21 protein-coding genes are annotated in these 17,617 nt (G+C 71.6%); 17 read left to right on the top strand and 4 right to left on the bottom strand.

The window, feature by feature from the left end:
- Nucleotides 1-10: 10 nt before the first annotated feature.
- The 5 genes from ACFQ2V_RS11905 to ACFQ2V_RS11885 are packed head-to-tail and all read left to right on the top strand — an operon-like array spanning nucleotide 11 to nucleotide 5,336.
- Nucleotides 11-409, top strand: a complete 399-nt coding sequence (locus ACFQ2V_RS11905) for a phage tail fiber protein (protein ID WP_386052913.1) — start codon at nucleotides 11-13, stop codon at nucleotides 407-409.
- 1 nt (nucleotide 410) lies between these two features.
- Nucleotides 411-1,175, top strand: a complete 765-nt coding sequence (locus tag ACFQ2V_RS11900; RefSeq protein ID WP_386052912.1) for a hypothetical protein — start codon at nucleotides 411-413, stop codon at nucleotides 1,173-1,175.
- Nucleotides 1,176-1,195: 20 nt separating this feature from the next.
- Nucleotides 1,196-3,643: a hypothetical protein gene (locus ACFQ2V_RS11895; RefSeq protein WP_386052911.1), complete on the top strand. Its 2,448-nt coding sequence runs from the start codon at nucleotides 1,196-1,198 to the stop codon at nucleotides 3,641-3,643.
- Between the two features lies 1 nt (nucleotide 3,644).
- Nucleotides 3,645-3,839, top strand: coding sequence for a hypothetical protein (locus tag ACFQ2V_RS11890; RefSeq protein ID WP_386052910.1), 195 nt, complete (start codon nucleotides 3,645-3,647; stop codon nucleotides 3,837-3,839).
- Nucleotides 3,840-3,854: 15 nt separating this feature from the next.
- The gene (locus ACFQ2V_RS11885) at nucleotides 3,855-5,336 is read left to right on the top strand and encodes a hypothetical protein (RefSeq protein ID WP_386052909.1); all 1,482 of its coding nucleotides are present in this window, start codon (nucleotides 3,855-3,857) and stop codon (nucleotides 5,334-5,336) included.
- On the opposite strand, the gene ACFQ2V_RS11880 is transcribed toward ACFQ2V_RS11885, so the two are convergent.
- Both ACFQ2V_RS11880 and ACFQ2V_RS11875 read right to left on the bottom strand, forming a co-directional pair.
- Nucleotides 5,289-6,407: an acyltransferase family protein gene (locus ACFQ2V_RS11880; RefSeq protein ID WP_386052908.1), complete on the bottom strand. Its 1,119-nt coding sequence runs from the start codon at nucleotides 6,405-6,407 to the stop codon at nucleotides 5,289-5,291. The genes ACFQ2V_RS11885 and ACFQ2V_RS11880 overlap by 48 nt on opposite strands.
- Before the next feature lie 5 nt (nucleotides 6,408-6,412).
- Nucleotides 6,413-6,556 (bottom strand): hypothetical protein, encoded by a 144-nt coding sequence (locus ACFQ2V_RS11875; RefSeq protein WP_386052907.1) that lies wholly within the window; start codon nucleotides 6,554-6,556, stop codon nucleotides 6,413-6,415.
- 107 nt (nucleotides 6,557-6,663) lie between these two features.
- Between ACFQ2V_RS11875 and ACFQ2V_RS11870 the strand changes: the two genes are divergently transcribed.
- The 10 genes from ACFQ2V_RS11870 (at nucleotide 6,664) to ACFQ2V_RS11825 (ending at nucleotide 13,674) form a co-directional block, all read left to right on the top strand.
- Entirely contained in the window at nucleotides 6,664-7,137 is a 474-nt protein-coding gene (locus ACFQ2V_RS11870) for a hypothetical protein (protein WP_386052906.1), read from the top strand.
- Nucleotides 7,134-7,580 carry a hypothetical protein gene (locus ACFQ2V_RS11865; protein WP_386052905.1) on the top strand — a complete coding sequence of 149 codons (447 nt, stop codon included), beginning with the start codon at nucleotides 7,134-7,136 and terminating at the stop codon, nucleotides 7,578-7,580. Before ACFQ2V_RS11870 ends, ACFQ2V_RS11865 begins: the two co-directional genes overlap by 4 nt.
- An 80-nt stretch (nucleotides 7,581-7,660) precedes the next feature.
- Complete coding sequence (locus ACFQ2V_RS11860) at nucleotides 7,661-8,620, top strand: hypothetical protein (RefSeq protein ID WP_386052904.1); 960 nt, start codon at nucleotides 7,661-7,663, stop codon at nucleotides 8,618-8,620.
- A 124-nt stretch (nucleotides 8,621-8,744) separates the two neighbouring features.
- Nucleotides 8,745-9,137 carry a hypothetical protein gene (locus ACFQ2V_RS11855; protein WP_386052903.1) on the top strand — a complete coding sequence of 131 codons (393 nt, stop codon included), beginning with the start codon at nucleotides 8,745-8,747 and terminating at the stop codon, nucleotides 9,135-9,137.
- Nucleotides 9,134-9,349 carry a hypothetical protein gene (locus tag ACFQ2V_RS11850; RefSeq protein ID WP_386052902.1) on the top strand — a complete coding sequence of 72 codons (216 nt, stop codon included), beginning with the start codon at nucleotides 9,134-9,136 and terminating at the stop codon, nucleotides 9,347-9,349. The genes ACFQ2V_RS11855 and ACFQ2V_RS11850 overlap by 4 nt, the downstream gene beginning before the upstream one ends.
- Nucleotides 9,350-9,529: 180 nt before the next feature.
- On the top strand, nucleotides 9,530-10,294 hold the full coding sequence (locus tag ACFQ2V_RS11845) for a DUF3800 domain-containing protein (RefSeq protein WP_386052901.1): 765 nt from the start codon (nucleotides 9,530-9,532) through the stop codon (nucleotides 10,292-10,294).
- 141 nt (nucleotides 10,295-10,435) lie between these two features.
- A complete protein-coding gene (locus tag ACFQ2V_RS11840; protein ID WP_386052900.1) occupies nucleotides 10,436-10,720 on the top strand; it encodes an AbrB/MazE/SpoVT family DNA-binding domain-containing protein in 285 nt (94 codons plus the stop codon).
- Between the two features lie 422 nt (nucleotides 10,721-11,142).
- Nucleotides 11,143-11,565 carry a hypothetical protein gene (locus ACFQ2V_RS11835; protein WP_386052899.1) on the top strand — a complete coding sequence of 141 codons (423 nt, stop codon included), beginning with the start codon at nucleotides 11,143-11,145 and terminating at the stop codon, nucleotides 11,563-11,565.
- Nucleotides 11,566-11,920: 355 nt separating this feature from the next.
- Nucleotides 11,921-12,985 (top strand): serine/threonine-protein kinase, encoded by a 1,065-nt coding sequence (locus tag ACFQ2V_RS11830; RefSeq protein WP_386052898.1) that lies wholly within the window; start codon nucleotides 11,921-11,923, stop codon nucleotides 12,983-12,985.
- A gap of 29 nt (nucleotides 12,986-13,014) precedes the next feature.
- Nucleotides 13,015-13,674 carry an LON peptidase substrate-binding domain-containing protein gene (locus tag ACFQ2V_RS11825; protein ID WP_386052897.1) on the top strand — a complete coding sequence of 220 codons (660 nt, stop codon included), beginning with the start codon at nucleotides 13,015-13,017 and terminating at the stop codon, nucleotides 13,672-13,674.
- 61 nt (nucleotides 13,675-13,735) lie between these two features.
- On the opposite strand, the gene ACFQ2V_RS11820 is transcribed toward ACFQ2V_RS11825, so the two are convergent.
- The gene (locus ACFQ2V_RS11820) at nucleotides 13,736-14,443 is read right to left on the bottom strand and encodes a M50 family metallopeptidase (RefSeq protein ID WP_386052896.1); all 708 of its coding nucleotides are present in this window, start codon (nucleotides 14,441-14,443) and stop codon (nucleotides 13,736-13,738) included.
- A gap of 150 nt (nucleotides 14,444-14,593) precedes the next feature.
- On the opposite strand from ACFQ2V_RS11820, the gene ACFQ2V_RS11815 reads away from it, so the two are divergent.
- Nucleotides 14,594-15,439 carry a peptidase M10A and M12B matrixin and adamalysin gene (locus ACFQ2V_RS11815; protein WP_386052895.1) on the top strand — a complete coding sequence of 282 codons (846 nt, stop codon included), beginning with the start codon at nucleotides 14,594-14,596 and terminating at the stop codon, nucleotides 15,437-15,439.
- Nucleotides 15,440-15,475: 36 nt separating this feature from the next.
- Here ACFQ2V_RS11815 and ACFQ2V_RS11810 read toward each other — a convergent pair whose 3' ends face one another.
- On the bottom strand, nucleotides 15,476-16,411 hold the full coding sequence (locus tag ACFQ2V_RS11810) for a 2-dehydropantoate 2-reductase (protein ID WP_386052894.1): 936 nt from the start codon (nucleotides 16,409-16,411) through the stop codon (nucleotides 15,476-15,478).
- Nucleotides 16,412-16,544: 133 nt separating this feature from the next.
- On the opposite strand from ACFQ2V_RS11810, the gene ACFQ2V_RS11805 reads away from it, so the two are divergent.
- Nucleotides 16,545-17,617 (top strand): (2Fe-2S)-binding protein (locus ACFQ2V_RS11805; protein WP_386052893.1); only part of this gene is annotated, 1,073 nt, incomplete at its 3' end.

Here is a 17,617-nt window from a genome sequence, read left to right as displayed (position 1 = left end):
AGGAGAACTGATGGCAACCCTGATCCCTGACGCCGAGCGCAACTACCTGGCCGACCAGGAGGCTGCTCGCATCACACACCTGTCGCTGCACGAGGGCTCGCCCGGCGTGACCGGCGCGAACGAGGCCGCGGGCGGCTCGCCGGCCTACGCGCGGAAGGCCGTCACCTTCAACGCTGCTGGCGCTGTGGGCCCGCTCGGCGCGTCGGCGCAGCCTGCGACGGTCGGCGTCGCGTGGTCGTCCGAGGTGACGTTCGACGTCGACGCCGCCACGTACAGCCATTGGGGCGCATGGTCGGCCGCGTCCGCCGGCACGTTCCGGCAGGGCAACGTCCTGTCGTCGTCGCAGTCGCCGACGGGGCAGGCGCAGATCAAGCTGTCCATCGGCGTCGGCCCGTTCGCGGGGGCGTGACATGGCGATCACTCAGGCGCAGGCGAACAAGGACTGGAAGGACGCGCCGGACACCTCGACGCTCATCATGGCCGCCGACCTCGAAGCCATCTCCCGGGCGGTGCGCGACCGGAAGTTCCTCATCCCGTCGTCGACGACGTCGGTCGACGAGTTCGACGACGACAGTCTCGACGCCGCATGGACGCGGGTCGACCCGGCTAGTGTCGCGTCCTCGATCAGCTGGTCTGAGGGCGGCGACTCGCTCTCGTGCAACCAACTGGCCGGCGGAACCCCGGCGAACCAGATCCACGGGCTGATCCGCCCCCTGTCCGGCATAGGCGGGGCGCTCGCGGTCGGCGACGGGTTCGTCACCGCAGTGACCCACTTCGGCCCAACCGCGAACTTCCTCATGGCCGGGATCGTGCTCACTGACAGCACGGCCGCGGGTGCGGGCGGACAGGTGGCCGCGCTCTCCTACGGCACCGGCGCCAACGGCGACCAGATGACGAACAACATCTGGAACGGCACCGGCTGGTCGCTGAGCGGTCAGGCCGGCGACGTGATGTGCCGGTCGGGCTGCCCGATCTTCCTGCGACTCTCGCTCATCGCAGCGAACACCTGGCGGCACGACATCTCACCAAACGGTGTTGCTTGGATGACCGGCCCGGCGACTCTCACAAAGACGCTGACGCCGACACACGTCGGTCTCGTCGGGTCGCTCTGGGGCACCAGCACGAAGGGCGTCATGTCCTACGAGTTCCTGCGCCGCGTCTCTGGCGTCAGCTGACCTAGCAGAAGGGCGGGCCCGTGGCCGCATTCCCCGGTCAGGCGATCCCCGGTCAGGCGATCCCCGGCGACTCGAGCAGCGGCGCCGCGCCGGCATACCCGGGCCTCGCGCTCCCTGGGCAGACCGCCCCCGGTGACGCCGGGTCGTCGACACCCTCGACGCCGGCCGTCACCGGCACGTCGCCGGTCGGAGTCGGGTCGTCGTCCGCCGCACTGCTGATCCTGACGGCGTCTGGGTCGGCGCCGGTCTCGATCGAGTCGTCGAGTGCGGCAGCCACGGTGGGGGCCGCCGTCGTAACCGGCACGTCGCCGGTCGGGGTTGGGTCGAGCAGCCGCTCGTTCCTCACCAACGCTGGCGAGACCGCCCTGCTACTCGGCGCGGGCACCGTCACGATCGACGCGCTGCGCACCGTCACCGTCGTGCGCATGGGCCCGGTCGAGCTCACCGGCGCGGGCGGCCCGATCCACGTCGCCGCCATCCGCCCGGTCAAGCCCATGGCGCCGATGAGCCTGCGCGCCGGCGCGACCGTGACCGCCCGCCCGGCAGCCGCGCTCGCGACCGACCCCCGAACCCTGCGCGAGCAGTGGCGCTACGTCGTCGTCGAGCTCGACGGCACGCCCGTCGGCGAACTGACCGAGATCGAGCACTCGCCGGTCGAAGACGCCGTGGTCGACCCGGCCACCATGGACTTCACGATCCCGGTCGACAGCCTCGAGCACGGCCTCATCCGGCCCGTCTCGCGGCAGTGCCAGGTGTGGCGCGGCAACCAGCTGCTGCTCCGTGGCCCGATCCTGCCCGGCAACCCGTCCGACGACGGCGCCACCATCACCTACCGGGTGCACGACCCGTCGTGGTTCTGGCGCGCCGGCCGCCGCCGCATCGGCCGGGTCCCGAACCGGAACCTGCTGCGCAACGGCGACTTCACACGCGGGCTGGCGGGCTGGCGCCGCGGATACGACGTCGACTCGATCCCGAAGGCGCGCCCGAACGTGCACGTCGTCTCCGAGGAGATCCTGCACTACGAGGACGCAGTCCCCATCCAGGCGGCGCAGATCACCGGCGTCGAGTCCGTGACCCAGTCCGAGCTCTCCTCGAACGCCGTCTTCTTCCCGAACAGCGCGAAGTTCCGCCCGGGCGGGGAGTCGGCCGTCGACGACGTCGCGAAGGCGATGCCGGAGACCGACGGCCTCAAGGTGAGCATCGTCGGCCACACCGCCAACGACGGCACCGGGGACGGTCTGGGCCTCTCGCTGCGCCGCGCGAACGCGGCGAAGGCCCGCATCGCGAAGCTGCGCCCGAAGGCCGTCATCTCGGCCAAGGGCGTGGGCTACTACGACCCGAACCCGAAGTTCCCGAAGAACAGCCAGGAGCAGCGCCGCGTCGTCATCAGCTACGACCAGACCATCAGCGGCAAGTCGAAGCAGTTCATCAAGCAGCTCGTCGAGGTGACCCACCCGAAGGCAGCCCGTTACGAGCTCGAGCTGGCCGCGGCCGCGTGGGTCAAGATCGATGATGACTGGTCCGTCGCGGATGCCAACATGATGACGGTCCGGATCGTGGCTCGCCGCAAGGGCTGGACGACCATCCACGACGAGGGCTCCTCGAGCATCAGCGACACGGACCCGGTGGGCCGCTGGCTCAAGCAGGGCGCCTCCGTCCGGATCCCGCCCGACGGCCGCACCTATACCGTCGAGGTCTACCTCTACGCTCCAGCGGCGCTCGCCTCGTACACCAGGGTCCGACTCGAGCCGCAGGAGCAGCTGTACTTCTGGGGCGCCGACCAGGCCGGCATCGTCCGCGGCGTCGTCGAGCACATGCAAGACCCGGCGATGGGCAAGCAGTGGTCGATCGAGGTCGGCACGCGCACACCCAACACGGGCGTGAAGCGCGACCGCATCTACCCGCACTCCGGCCGGCAGGCGGTCGAGGAGGTCCTCGCCGAGTTCCAAGGCCTCTTCGCCGGCATGGACATCGACGTCCCGCCACACCCTACGAAGACGACCGTCACGACCTACTACCCGCGCCAAGGCCAAGTCACCGACTACGTGCTCGCCCTCGGCAGCAACGTCGCGCGGGCGGTCCCCGCCGCGACCCGCGACGTCGGCTCGCTCGTCATCGCCCAGGCGCAGGACGGCGGCTCCGTCCGGGACGAGGGATACGCGATCGACAGCCGCGCCCTGGGCGGGCTGCGCCTCGAACGGCTCATCACCGCCGAGCAGGAGACTCCGGCCAACGAGCTCACAGAGACGGCCGTCGCCGAGCTCGGCTGGGCGCGCCGCTCGACGCCGGCGTACTGGCTCGACATCGACCCGTGGGCGATCCCGGATGTGCTCGCCCACACCAGCAAGGGCGACACGGTGCGACTCATCCTCGACGAGCCCTGGGACATCGACCAACTCGCTCGGATCACCAAGCGGCAGACCCATCCTGACGGCCTTCGTCTGATGGTCTCACTCGAGGAGGCGTGACGTGCCCACCCCCAACCCGAGCCCGCGCGGCGACGAGGGCATCCGCAGAGACCTGGCCGCGATCCGCAAGGACATCGAGCAGCTGCGCCGTCAACGAGACAAGTCCGAGACGGCGGCCCTCCTGGTGCAGATCGGGCCCGAGGAGAACCTGTCGTGGCAGGTCGGCACGCCGTGGCTCGACACGTCCGGCGAGTAGCGGGAGGAGTCAACCGTGGCTGACTGGTACGGGGAGTCGTTCGGCTACACCATCGGTACGGTGCTCGCTGGCCCGGAGGTTCCGCTGGGCGAGCTGTTCTATCACTTCGAGGACGATGCGCAACCGCTCGCCGGCGGCGCCGCGTGGCTGCTGGGGTGCATGGCCGACTCGTTCGACTCTGCAGCGTTCGCGGCCTACACGGGCGACGTCACGGTGCGGTGGGTGCTCGAGGTCACGGCCGGTTCCGGCACCGTCGAGCTGGCCTCGGGAATCGACCCGACCTGGAACGCGAGCAACCCGACCTCGGCGACCGAGGCGCTCGGGGCGTATGCCGTCACCGGCCCGACAACCCTAGTCTCCGCGCCCGTCACCGGGATCACCCACGCGATGCTCGTCGCCGGCGACGACCTGCCCGTCGTGCGGGTCGACTGTGTGTCAGGTGCGCTGCAGGTCAAGCAGGTCAAGCTCCGGGTGTGGCCAGCCCAAGGCGCCGGCGGGGCATGGGTCACCACCGCGGCGCCCGGCTGGGACCTGGTCAACTCCGGCGGCGTCGCCATCTGGAACGGCACTTCGCTCGGGTACGAGTCGCCGCAGGTGCCCACCCTCGAGGAGGCATGGTCGCTCGGCAAGACCGGCCTGGCTGCCGCCGAGGGCCCCACCGAGTGGCAGTTCGCCACCGACGGGTCGGCGCAGATGCACTTCAACGTCTCGGGCAACTTCACCTCCGAGCCGTTCCAGCCGTTCGCCGCCGGCAACTACGGGCTCGCTGTGCTCGCCGCCAACCCGCGCGTCATCACCGACGTGCAGCCCGGCTCCGGCGTCACCGCTGGCGTCGACCCACACGAGCACCAGTACGAGAAGACCAGCACGGTCCGCGCCGTCGGCGGCGGCCCGCTGATCGCCGAGTTCACCAGCTGGGGTGGCGCGACCGCGCACATCGACGGCCCCGGCGGGCTCGCCGTCGAGGCCCTGCCGGGCCGGCCCCCGTTCGTCCCGGTCGGCGGGTTCTACGGCGGCGTCGACTTCCGGCTCCCCACCGGCGCGGCGATCACCCAGTTCCCCGCCGCCGGGGAGATGCGCCTGCCGGACGCCCCGTTCCTGCTGCTCTCCGCGTTCGCGCCGCTGTGGTTCACCGCCCCCACCGAGGACACGTTCTCCACCGTGTTCGCCGGGTTCACCCGACCCGACCCGCACCTGGCCGTCCCGGCCTACGAGTGGTTCGACCCGGCCGCCGTCCCGGCGCCCGAGCTCGAGCCCCGCTTCTTCGTCAAGGCCGGCGAAGGCGACTGGTGCCCGGTCGGGTTCGGCAAGCCCGACACCGAGACGCGCATCTTCCGCGTGCCGAGCGGTGGCCGCTGGCGCGACCTGACCGCGGCCGAGTACGCCGTACACGGACCCGACAATCGTCCGCCGGGCGGCATGCCGCTCAAGGTGAAGCGTCTCGACGAGTCAGGCGTGGCGTGGTGGGACCACGTCGCGTGGCTCGTGCCCGACTGACCCGGATGACACCGCCGGCGCCGTACCTGCGGGCGCTGCCTCGGCCGCCGACGGTCCACGGCGCCACGGCATCTCGACCCGGCGGTAGGACCACTCGGCGAGCACGAACGAGAGGGGCAGTACCCCGGCAGCCAGTTGCCATCCGGACCAGCCGTAGAGCCGAGCGAGCAGCAGGAAGAGCGGCGCGTGGTAGAGGTACAGGCCGTAGGACCGGGTGCCGAACCACCGCAGCACCGGCAGCTCGAGGACGCGCCGCGGCCGGTCGCCGGCGATATTCACCAGGAGCAGCACGGCGCCGACCGCCACAATCGGCGGCGCGATCCGGTTGGCGATCTCGGCCACCCACCAGCTCGGCAGGATCACGAGACCCATCCCCGCCACCGTGTAGACCCAGCGCGGCCGCGGCGCTCGCCGCGTGCCGAGCCATGCAGCCAGGGCGCAGCCCAGCAGGATCGCGAATGCGGTGGTGTCGCTCGCGTAGTAGATGCGGTCCTTCGACGCACCCTCCGCGAGGAGCTCAACGCGCACGAGCAGAGATACAGCCGCTCCGAGGAGCGCGACGAGCATGACGGTCTGCCGGCGCCCCAACGCTGCTATGGCGATGACGGCGAGGGGCCAGACGAGGTAGAACTGCTCCTCCACGGCAAGGGACCATGTCGCTCCAAGCACCCCGATGTCATCGTGGGGTCGGGCCTCGATCCAGTTGCCGTAGTAGAAGATCACCGCGGGCAGGTCCCGCGGCTGTAGATAGGCGTCGCCGAAGATCGGCCGGAACACGGGCGCGAAGGCGAGCACGAGGGCGGTGCTGAGGATTAGCGCGGGCAGGAGTCTGCGTGCGCGCCGCTCGTAGAAGCGGCGCAGGTTGATCCGCCCGACGCGCTCACGCTCCTCGAGCAGCAGCGCGGTGATGAGGAACCCCGACAGGGTGAAGAAGACGGTGACGCCGCCCGCGCCGGCGCCGTCCATGTGAAGCACCTGCAGGTGATGGCACAGCACCAGAAGGATCGCGAGCCCGCGGAGCCCGTCGAGAGCGGGCCGACGACCGAGGACCCACGTGGCGACCTGTGTCACCGGCGTCAGAACGAGAGGGCCTGCGCCTGGGCGGCGTGCTCTTCGCTGCAGCAGTTCCGCATGTCTGGCATGGCCGGCTCGCCGCAGATCTCGCACCACAGCGTCGAGCGGACCCACTGGTACCGCAGCCACCTCCAGAACCTCACCATGCGCAGACCGTAAACCGCCCACAGCACGCCTGTGCACGAAATGCCCGAAAAGCACCTCCACGGACCGAACCGCATCGACGCTTGACCCCGAACCCGAGGAGAGGCTTATGCCCCTGCGCGGCTACAGCACCGACAACCGGCCACCAACCGTGCTCGACCACCTACTCGCACACCCATACGCCATCACCTTCGCCGTCTGGCAGGTCATCGCCGGCGCGCTCGCCGTCCTCACGACCCTGTTCAGCTTCACCGTCAGCCAGGCCATCGAACGCCTGCCTCAGCCGCTAGTCGCAGCGACCGGCATCCTCTTCGCGCTCGGCGGCATCCAGATCGTCCGTGGGCTGCTCGACGACGACGACGACCTGATGCAGGGCTGGAAGATCGAGCGGACCGGACTGGTGCTCACGATCGCCGCGTGGCTCGCCTTCTTCATCGCGATCGTCTGGTCGTTCCCGTCCAGCGTCCTGACGTGGTTGCTGTGCCTGCTTGTCGGCGCCGGCGCGCCGTCTCTGCGGCTGTGGGCCACCCGCCGTGAGGAGAAACGCGTGCGCGCGCGGATGAGAAGGGCAGGCGTGGCATGAGCGAAGGAGTGATCGGGGCACTCGTCACCCTGCTGATCGCCGGAGGCGGAGGCCTCGGCTACCTGATCCGGCGGCGAGACAACCAGAAGGATCCCATCCCGAAGCAGTCAGCGGCCGTGGCCACGTCGGCCGAGGCTGTCGAGATGATGCGCGGCGTCGCCAGCGACTTCCGCCAGGACATCAAGGACCTGCGGGCCGACCTCTCCAACGTGAAGCTCGAGGCACAGGCCAACCAGCTGCGCCTCGAGGGGCAGGTAGTCTCGCTCGCCTCGTCCGTCGAGACGCTCGACTCCTCGCTCAGCGCGGCGCTGCGCTACATCGAGCAGCTGATCCGGTACCTGCGCTCCGGCGCACACGGGCCCGAGCCCGCAGTCCCCGGCGAGCTGCGAGATCTGATCGACCCGATGCTGCGCCACTGGGGCAGCCCCAGCCCAGCGGACTGACGTCCACGCCCACCCCTCGAGCCCCGCCCGGCACCACCGCCGGCGCGGGGCTCACTCATACCCCAGCCGAGGAGGCTCCCGTGGCACGCACCCGCATCTACCCGAAGGCCGACGCGCAGACCCAGTGGTGGGAAACGGCCTTCAGCCGCGGCACGTTCTCGAGCATCGAGAAGGTGCTGCTGCACACGACCGAGACGGGCGGCTGGCCCGGCTACGACGCCGGCGCGAAGGCGCCCTCGCTCACCTACCACCCGCGGCTGCGGGCCTGGCGGCAGCACTGCTACCTCGACCGCTCGGCCCGGGCCCTCGTCGACCCGGCCGACACCGTCGTGCGCGAGAACCGCGACAACGTCGTCCAGATCGAGATCGTCGCGTATGCCGACGAGAAGCTTGCCCGCCAACGCGGCCACCTCCCCGTGTCCGAGCTCACCGACGATGAGCTCGGCGACATCGCCGACCTCATCGCGTGGGTCCGAGCCGAGTGGGGCGGTCCGCCGCTCGTGGCCCCTAGGTTCCTGCCCTACCCCGCGTCCGCCGGCGCCTCGCCGGTGCGGATGTCCGGGCCGACGTATGGCGCGTTCCGCGGCGTCCTCGGCCACCAGCACGCGTCGGGGAACAGCCACGGCGACCCCGGCGCCCTCAACGTCGCCCGCATCCTGCAGCTCGCCGGCGGCACCACCATCACCCCCACCGCCCCACAGGAGGCCGACGACATGTTCGACGCCAACGACCGCGCCCGCCTCGAGCGGATCGAGAGGGCGCTGGTCGCCCACGACGCCGAGGAGGACGGCCGCTACAAGGTCGAGTCCGACCGGTACCAGGTCGACTCGGGCCGCTTCCGCTGGCTGTCCAGCGCACTGACCGGCGTGGCGTCGAAGGTCGGCGTCCAGCTCGACGAGAAGGAGCTCGCAGCCGAGGTCGCGGGCGCCATCGCTCCGACCGTCCGTGAGGCGGTGCTCGCCGCCGGCCAGCCTGCCGCCGTGGCTGACGCCGTCGTCGCCGCCCTTGGGGCCGCACTCGCGCCGCCGAGCCAGTCGTGACTCTGCGCCGCACCGCGAGCCTCGCCCCTGTCCTCTGGTACGGGTCGCTCGCGGTCGGCGCTCTCCTCGGCGGCGGCACAGGTCTTGCCGTCGCTCTCCGTCTCACCCGATCGAAGGAGTCATCGTGACTGCACCAACCATCGACGCGCCCACCCAGGTGCGCTTCTCCGCGCGCGCCGTCGTGCGGACCATCCTGCAGGTCGGCATCCCGACCCTGCTCGCCCTCGGCCTGGTCGTCCCGCAGATCGTCGACGCGATCCTCGAGCAGCTCGGCGAGGCAGCGCCGGACTGGCTGCGGGCCGCACTGCTCGGCGCTGCTGCCGTCGTCACCGCGGTGGCCGCGGTCATCACACGCATCATGGCCATCCCGCAGGTCGAGGCCTTCCTCCGCTCGAACCGGTTCCTCAAGTGGTTGGCCGCCGAACCACAGCCCGTGCCGCCGGTCGACGTCGAGCCGGTCACCTCTGCCGGCGACCGCAAGTCACCGGCTGCGCATGATGACGGCTCGCGCGAGTGAGCGGACCGTCCTCCGGCGACATCGAGAGGACGCTGCGGACCCTGCTCGGCTGGCGGCTCACCTGGTGGCAGCGGCTCCGCTGGTGGTTCAAGGACCGCGCCGGCCAGGGCCTCGGTCCCAACGGCGGCTACTGGGGCGGCGTCATCGTGCGCGCCCTCGCGTTCATGCGCAAAGGGGCCGCGGCCGCGGCCGCGTTCCTCCGCCGGCAGTAACTGTCGGCGCCTCGACGTAGGCTCTCGCCCGCGACCACATCGCAACAGCTGGCCGTGGCGCCCCACGCCATCACAGCGGCCACAAGAAGGGCCCCGCTCACCTCGTGGTGAGCGGGGCCCCTTCTCGTGTCCTCGGAGACTATGCGCCGTTCCGCATTTCTGTGATGTCACCATGAGGCTGTGCTGCTCGCCTACGTTGATGAGTCTGGGAACACGGGTGACCCCGCTGCAGGGGGAAGTCACACCTACACACTGGGCTGCGTCCTCGTCGACGCCGAGACCTGGACCCCGGCCTTCGACGAACTCGTGCAACTACGTCGGCGCCTCAAGGCTCACTTCGGTTTGAAGGTTCGCGACGAAGTCAAGGCGAACTTCCTGCTTCGCGGCTCGGGAGCCCTCAGAGGCCTTGGCCTCGGACCGCGAGGTCACTACGTCATCTACCGAGCTCATCTCCAGACGCTCGCCCGCATGCCCGGCACTCGCGCCTTCGCGATCGTGGTGGACAAGCGTCATGGCAAGTGGCAATCCGCGACCCAGACTTTCGACCTCGGATGGGAAGGCCTGCTGCAGCGACTAACGTTGACCAGCCGCTACGAGCAGGCTTCGTTCATGGTCATGCACGACCAGGGCGAAGATGAAGCCGTCCGGAAGTGGGTGCGCAGGTCCCGGAGGTACCTCACGGCGGGATCGGCCTTCGGGACGGGGCGCCTGACGTTTAAGGCGGACCGACTCGTCGACGACCCTTCACCGCGCCTGTCTCATCAGTCCTACTTCATCCAGATGGCGGACCTGGTTGCCTACGCGGCCTTCCGAGCTCACATACCGCCCAGCGCATCCCTCGCGACCACGTGCCCGCCGACGATGTGGGACGAGATCGGCACAGCTACGCATGCCGCGGTGAACTCACGTGTCGCCCGGGCGAAGCCTGGAATCGTCATCAGGTGAGTAGCCGCCCACATAAAAGGGCCCCCCGGCCGTGGGCCGGGGGGTGGAAAGTGCCTACCCAGGACATGCGTCCTGTTCAGCCCTTAGCTCGAGTGTACGCCACTCGGCAAGGAAAGTAAGGGAACGACCTAGACTCGTTCGATGGCGACGATCGACGGACCCTTCAAGGTGAGTGCCAAGCTCCAGCTCAGGCTGCCCACCCGGTTCGCATCGAGGATGGGTGTCTCCCCCGGGGATGAGCTCTTCTGGGTCTTCGACGAAAGTCGCCCGGACACCGTGCAACTGGTTCTCGCGGACACCGTCAACCGTCGCTACTCGATCGGTGAGGACGTCGAGGCCGCCACCGCCCATCTCGACGTGGAGGTGTCGCGCGCCGCCGCCGCCTCAGATGCCACGGACGAGCGCCGTACCCCGGGGGTACCGTGACACCCCTTCCGACTGCGGTTCACTAACGCCTACCGTGCTCAGCCCCGCGGCGAGGAGGGCGGCAAACGAGCGCTGAGAGGAATTCAAATCCCCCCTCGCGCACGCGTGGAGAAGAGGGCCCCGACCTACCAAGGTCGGGGCCCTCTCACTGTCGGGCCCGCGCAACCAGCGGTACGACCAGCCGGTCCGCAACGTCCGCCTTGGCCGGGCATGGCAGGGCTTGTCCTCAGGGATAACCCGCAACCTCGCCTTTTGAGCAGGCGACCGGTATCTGTGGCCCGGCGCGCACCTCTTCCTGTCACCCAGCTCGATCACCACCAGCCGGACCCGACGGACCTTCCCGACGGCGCGGCACCAGGGGGATGGGATCACGGTCAGGCGCGACCGGCGCTGGTCACTCTCCACTCAGAAGGGAGCGCCACATGTCCAGTCAGTCCTCCACCACGTCCTCGGGCCTGGGCCGCCGCTCCGCGGCAGCCCTCGGTGCCTCCGCTGTGCTCTCGCTGGCCCTCGCCGGCCCAGCCCTGGCCCAGCAGCCCTGGGAGCCCAGCCCGAAGCCCGTGCCGCCGGCCGCGACCGAGTGCACCTACATGGGCGGTGGCTCGATCGTCGAGTGCCGCGAGGCCAGGCTCTTCCCCAAGCAGAGCCTCACGGGCTCTGCGAACGTCGCCGAGCGCGGGATCCCCGCCACACCGGTCGCACCTGCGACCCCGAAGATCAAGGTCCCGCTCGGGGAGCCGACCAACCTCCCGGTGGTCGGCATCGGCGCGGCGACCGCGGCCGTGCTCGCCGGCGGCGTCGCCCTGGTGGCCGCGAGCCGGCGCAGGCCGGCCCGGCCCGCCTGACGCGCCTGACCGCAACGGGTCGACGGCAGCTGCCGGCCCCATGCGCCGGCAGCGACGACTCCCACCCGACCCGGCGGCATACGCCTCCCGTATGTCGCCGGGTCATGTCGTGCGCGTGCGTGCCGAGGGTTCCGAACCGGCGAAAGTCGTGCCGCCGGGTGGTTCGCAGCGGCGGCACAGGGGTATGTAGGCGTGAGCCATGGCCCGGGGGTCGGCCACCACACAGACCAATCCCACGACTGGTCTACGAATGCTCGATCCAACCGTTGGGTCCCGTACGATGACCGCTGACGAAGGCCTCTCAGATGTCACACGACGCGCACCTTCCGTCCGAAAGGCCCAGGTGCCCCCTCTCATGAACCGTCTTCAGGAAGGCTTCGTCCTCGGCGACCGTTACCGCCTCGAGGGCCGTATCGCCTCGGGCGGCATGGCCGACGTGTGGCGTGGCACCGACGACGTGCTGCAGCGCAACGTGGCGATCAAGGTCATGCGCCCCGACACCGACCACGAGCGGCTCTTCGCCCTGCGGTTCCGCGACGAGGCCGTGCACTCCGCAGGCCTCATGCACACCAACATCGCGACCGTCTTCGACTACGGCGAGGACGACGGTCTCGCCTTCCTGGTCATGGAGCTCGTCGAGGGCGAGCCGCTCTCGGCGATCCTCAACAAGCGTGGCCCCCTGCCGCCGCACGAGGTGCGCTCGATCATGGGTCAGGCGGCTCTGGCCCTCGGCGTCGCGCACGAGGCCCGCGTCGTGCACCGCGACATCAAGCCGGCGAACATCATGGTGCGCGAGGACGGGCTGGTGAAGCTCACCGACTTCGGCATCGCCCGCGCGCTGGATGCCTCCGGTCACACGCAGCACGGCGAGATGCTGGGCACGCCCAACTACATCAGTCCCGAGCAGGCCCTCGGCCACGCGGCGACCGGCGCGAGCGACCTCTACGCCCTCGGCGTCGTCGCCCACGAGATGCTCGTCGGCCAGCGACCCTTCGACCGTGGCACGCCGATCGCGACCGCGCTGAGCCACGTCAACGAGCCGCCGCCGCCGCTGCCGGACACCGTGCCGGAAGACCTCCGCGAGCTCATCACCGAGTGCCTGGAGAAGGACCCGGAGCAGCGGCCCGCCAACGCAGCCACTGTCGCCGTTCGCCTCGGCATGGGTGACCAGGAGCTGCGCGGTCTCGCGCTGGGCCTCGCGACCGCGATCAACGGTGCTCCTGCCGACATGATCGAGAACGTCGAGGAGCTGGCCGAGGAGGTCGGGCACTCGAACGGCAACGCGACCGTCGGCTCGGGCACCGCCGGAAGCGCCGGCAGCGCCGGCGAGGACGCCGAGCTCGCCGCGACCCAGGCGATGGCAACGCCGGCCCCGACGCCGCTCCGGTCCGACCGCGAGGACTCCGCCCGCGGGGCCTGACCGGCTGCCCGCGCGCCTAGGCTGGCGGGATGGCGACCCTGCCGATCTTCCCGCTCGCCACGGTGCTCATGCCCGGGGCGCGGCTGCCGCTGCAGATCTTCGAGCCGCGCTACGTCCAGCTGCTCCATGACCTGATCGACGGTCAGGACGAGCGGTCACCAGTATTCGGAGTCGTCGCGATCCGCGAGGGTTACGAGGTCGGCGACGATGCGGTCAAGGCTCTGCACCCCGTCGGGTGCGGGGCTCTGCTGACCCAGGCGGCCGCCCTGGAGGGTGAGCGGTTCTTCGTCGTGTCCGAGGGCACCGACCGCTTCCGCCTGGACGCCATCGACGACGACGCGGGCACCCCCTACGCGACGGCGCGCGTCACGTGGCTCGACGAGGCCGACGGCGACGTGCCGAGGGTCGCCGAGCTCGCCACCGCGCTGCGCACCGAGCTCGTCGCGTTCGCCGCGTCGCTGGGCACGGAGCCCGAGCCGGACGAGCTGCCGGACGACCCCCGCATGCTCGCGTATGCCGTGCCCGACACCGTCAGCCTCGACGTGGCCGACCGTCAGCGCCTCCTCGAGTGCACCGACACCGAGTCACGCCTGCGCCTGGGGCTCAGGCTCGTGCGGCGTGAGAGCGAGTTCGCCTCGGCTCTGGGCGCGGTCGCCCCACCGTCCGTGCCGCCGTTCAGCCTGAACTGACCGCCGTCGGGGCGTGGCCCCCGGGCGGGAGGTGCGGCGCGGGGGCGCGGTCTCCGACGGGTCAGGCGAGGGTGGCGACCATCTCGCTGACGACGAGCCACGTCGCCAGGGCGCACACCACGACGAACGAGCCGTTCCAGACGGCGCGGGGCAGGCGCGTGAGCGAGGTGAGGACTCCCGGGTCGCTGCCGCGGCTGCGGTCCTTGAGCACGGCCCCGAGGTGACGCCAGGCGCCGACGAGCAGCACCACACCGAGCCCGACGAGGACCTGCGGCTGCAGGGCGTCGTCGCGCCACCACCACAGCGCGGCAGAGCCCACGATGGCGACGGCCATGACCAGCACCGTCAGCGCCGAACGCACCCGGACCAGGGCGAAGAGCAGCACGGCGAGGCCCGCGGTGACCATCGGCGCCGCCCAGCCGCGCCCGGCCGCCCACACCATGGCGGCGCCGAGCAGCGCGGGCATCGGGTAGCCGGCCCACGTCGACGCGACCCGTCCGGGGCCGCGTACGGGACCCCGGGTGACGGCGTGCCCCGACATGTCGCCCCGCAGCACGAAGCCAGTGAACTGCCGCCCGACGAGCACTCCGACGACGGCGTGCCCGAGCTCGTGGACGAGCGTCACGGCGAGGCGCACCACGCGCCAGAGCGGCTCGACGACGATGAGCACCAGGGCGACGGCGAGCACCACGACGAGGCGGGGTGCCACCAGGGCGACGTCGCCGGTCGCCGGGACCGCCCGGTCATGTACTGCCTCGAACCAGTTCACGAGCGCCGAACCTAGCCCACGCACGTGTGGGCGCCTGAGGTGGCCGTCCACGGGGTACGGGACAGGCGGACCCGTCCACCGGCCTCCTGGTCTCGGGGGTGGACGGGTCTCGAGGCGACAGGACGGGCGGTTCACGGCAGCATGCAGGACATGGTTCAGGGGCCTCTCGTCCGCGCTGCCCGGCCACCGGGTCGACACCGGGCGGAGGCCCGGAACGCCCGCCGGCCACGCTGGCTCGGGCTGGTGGTGATGGCGCTGCTCGTCGTGGCGCTGCCGGTGTGGTGGTGGCAGGCGCGGCCGTTCGACTCGCGCCTCGGGCTCGGGGCCGATGCGCCGCCCGCCGGCATCGGTGCCGCGCAGGCCCCGCTCGGTGCGCCCCCGGCGACCCCCGGCGGCCGCGGCGGCTACACGTTCATGCGGATGCAGGCCGACGGCACCGAGCCGGTCGCGTACGACCCGTGCCGGCCGATCCACTTCACGACGAGCACGGTCGGCCTCCCCGAGGGCGGTGACGCGCTCGTGCACGAGGCCGTGGCGACGATGTCGGAGGCGAGCGGCCTGCGTTTCGTCGACGACGGCCTCACCGACGAGCCGCCGACGCCCGACCGGGATCCCTACCAGCCCGACCGCTACGGCGACCGCTGGGCGCCGGTCTACATCTCCTTCGCGACGCCCGACCAGATCCCGCGGCTCGCCGGCGGCACGATCGGGCTCGGCGGCAGCACGCCGCGCGCGGCCGACGACGGCGTGCTCGTCTACGTCTCCGGCTCGGTCTGGCTCGACCGCGACGCCATGACCGCGCTGCTGCGAGCCGGCCGCCACGACTCGGCGAGGGCGGTGGTCGAGCACGAGATCGGACACGTGATCGGGCTCAACCACGTCTCCGACGGTTCGCAGCTCATGTCCGAGTCGGGGGGCGCCGTCGACGGGCCGGCTGACGGTGACCGCCGCGGACTCGCGATCCTCGGTCGCGGGGGCTGCCGCCCCGACCTCTGACCGCGCCCTGCGGTCATCGCCTCCGCGGGCCGCCGCTCAACCGGACAGCGCGTCCGGGTGACGGCTCCTGAGCACCTCGAGCAGGAGGCGGTGCAGCGGTGCGTCGACGCCCGACTCGGCGGCGAGGCGCACCACCGCGCCCGTCCAGGCGTCCAGCTCCGAGCGACGGCCCTCGAGCAGGTCACGCTGGAGAGAGGTGGTGGCATCGGCGGGCTGGTCGTCGACGAACGCCATCGTGCCGTCGACGACCTTCTCGGGCAGCCGGATGCCGCGTGCCCGGGCCACCGCCTCGACCTCGCGCATCGCGTCCTGGAGCAGTCCCCGACGGGCCGGGTCGCCGCGCAGCTCGCCGAGGGTGGCGGCGAGGGCGGCTCCGAGGCCCCCGAACGGCACGACGAAGAGCATCTTCGACCACAGCTCGGCCCAGATGTCGTCCGGCACCGGCGACACCGCACCCGAGGCCGAGACGGCCTCGCGCAGCCGGGCGACCCGTTGCGAGGGGCCGCCGGGACGAGGCTCCCACTCGTCGAAGGCCAGCGACGCGGGGCCGCCGGCATGCGTGACTCTTCCGGGGCCGTCGATGAAGGCGAAGATCTTGGCGATGCCCGGCAGCACCGCGCCCCTCCCGACGACGGCGGCGACCTGCTCGGGTGCCTCCACGCCGTTCTGCGTCGTGACCACGGCCGTGGCGGCCCCGACCAGCGAGGGCAGCGTCTCGAGCACCGGAGCCAGCTGCCACGTCTTGACGGCGAGCAGCACCGCGTCGACCTCCCCGACCGTCGTCGGGTCGTCGGTGGCCGTCGCCTGGTGCACCGTGAAGTCGCCGGCGACGCTCGCCACCTGCAGGCCCCGGCCGCGGATCGCCTCGAGGTGCGCACCTCGCGCGACGAAGGTGACGTCGTGGCCGGACGCCGCGAGACGTCCGCCGAAGTAGCCGCCGATCCCGCCCGTGCCCAGCACTGCGAACCGCATGACCGCGCCTCCTCGTCCCCGGGCACGCGCTACGGGCCCTGACGCCATCATCGCGCCCGGCGCCGGTCCGGAGGTAGCGTCGCCACTGGACCGTCTCGAGCCATCCTGCCGAGACACCGCCGGAGGAGGCGCCATGCAGCTCACCACCACGGTCAACGACGAGTCGCGGGTCGTCGAGGTCGCCGGCACCGAGGCAGCGGTCGACGTCGTGCGCGACCGGCTCGGCCTGACCGGCACGAAGCTCGTCTGCGGCAGCGGGGTGTGCGGGGCGTGCACCATGCTCGTCGACGGTGAGCCGGTGCTCGGTTGCCTCACCCCGGCCACGAGGCTGCGCGACGCCAGCGTCACCACGGTCGAGGGTCTCGCCGACGGCGACGAGCTGCACCCGGTGCAGCGTGCGTTCGCGCACCACGACGGGCTCCAATGTGGTTACTGCACACCGGGATTCGTCGTCGGCGCCGTCGCCTTCCATGACCGTTGGCGCACCGAGCACGGCACCGACGAGCCGGACCGCGAGACGATCGCCGACGCGTTGGCCGGACACCTCTGCCGGTGCGGCGCCTACGAGGGCATCTACCGCGCCGTCGCCGCTGCCTGCCGCGGCGAGCACGACGGCGGCGCCGGCACGGTCGAGCGGGTCGACGCACCCGCCAAGGTCACCGGCTCGGCGGTCTACACGACCGACGTCAGCCTTCCCGGCATGCTGCATGCCGCGTTCCGTCGTTCGGACGTCGCCGCCGGCATCGTGGGGCCGGTCACCTTCCCGGCGGGCGTCGTCGGCGTCGACCTGCTGGCCCGGGAGGGCACCGGCGACCGGCGGGTGCGCTGGGCGGGGCAGCCGATCGCGGTCGTCGCGGCCGACTCGCCGGCCGAGGCGCGGCGCATCGCCCGCGAGCTCGACGTGCGGGTGACCCCCCAGCCGTTCGTGGTCGACCCCGACGAGGCCGTGCGCCCGGGAGCCCCCCTCGTCTACGCGACGCGCGCCGACCGCAAGGCCGCCCCCAGCGCGGGTGAGGGCGGGTCGATGCCGGCGCCGTGGGACGGCAACCGGCACGGCCCCTCGCGTACGCCGTTCCTCGGCACCGTGGCCAAGCGGCGCATCGCGTCGGCGCGCTCAGCGGGTTCGGCCGCCCCGGGCGCCACGGCCGCCCCGGGCGCCACGGCCGCCACGGCCGCCACGGCCGCCACGGCCGCCACGGCCGCCAC

The sequence above is a fragment of the Terrabacter terrigena genome, from assembly GCF_042676085.1.
GTDB lineage: Bacteria > Actinomycetota > Actinomycetes > Actinomycetales > Dermatophilaceae > Terrabacter > Terrabacter terrigena.
This window is presented reverse-complemented; position numbering and strand designations above follow the sequence as displayed.

Coding starts and splice junctions, on each gene's coding strand:
- ACFQ2V_RS11865 (WP_386052905.1), top strand. CDS start 7,134: ATGAGCGAAGGAGTGATCGGGGCACTCGTCACCCTGCTGATCGCCGGA.
- ACFQ2V_RS11825 (WP_386052897.1), top strand. CDS start 13,015: ATGGCGACCCTGCCGATCTTCCCGCTCGCCACGGTGCTCATGCCCGGG.
- ACFQ2V_RS11810 (WP_386052894.1), bottom strand. CDS start 16,411: ATGCGGTTCGCAGTGCTGGGCACGGGCGGGATCGGCGGCTACTTCGGC.
- ACFQ2V_RS11905 (WP_386052913.1), top strand. CDS start 11: ATGGCAACCCTGATCCCTGACGCCGAGCGCAACTACCTGGCCGACCAG.
- ACFQ2V_RS11840 (WP_386052900.1), top strand. CDS start 10,436: ATGGCGACGATCGACGGACCCTTCAAGGTGAGTGCCAAGCTCCAGCTC.
- ACFQ2V_RS11830 (WP_386052898.1), top strand. CDS start 11,921: ATGAACCGTCTTCAGGAAGGCTTCGTCCTCGGCGACCGTTACCGCCTC.
- ACFQ2V_RS11835 (WP_386052899.1), top strand. CDS start 11,143: ATGTCCAGTCAGTCCTCCACCACGTCCTCGGGCCTGGGCCGCCGCTCC.
- ACFQ2V_RS11900 (WP_386052912.1), top strand. CDS start 411: ATGGCGATCACTCAGGCGCAGGCGAACAAGGACTGGAAGGACGCGCCG.
- ACFQ2V_RS11870 (WP_386052906.1), top strand. CDS start 6,664: ATGCCCCTGCGCGGCTACAGCACCGACAACCGGCCACCAACCGTGCTC.
- ACFQ2V_RS11815 (WP_386052895.1), top strand. CDS start 14,594: ATGGTTCAGGGGCCTCTCGTCCGCGCTGCCCGGCCACCGGGTCGACAC.
- ACFQ2V_RS11875 (WP_386052907.1), bottom strand. CDS start 6,556: ATGGTGAGGTTCTGGAGGTGGCTGCGGTACCAGTGGGTCCGCTCGACG.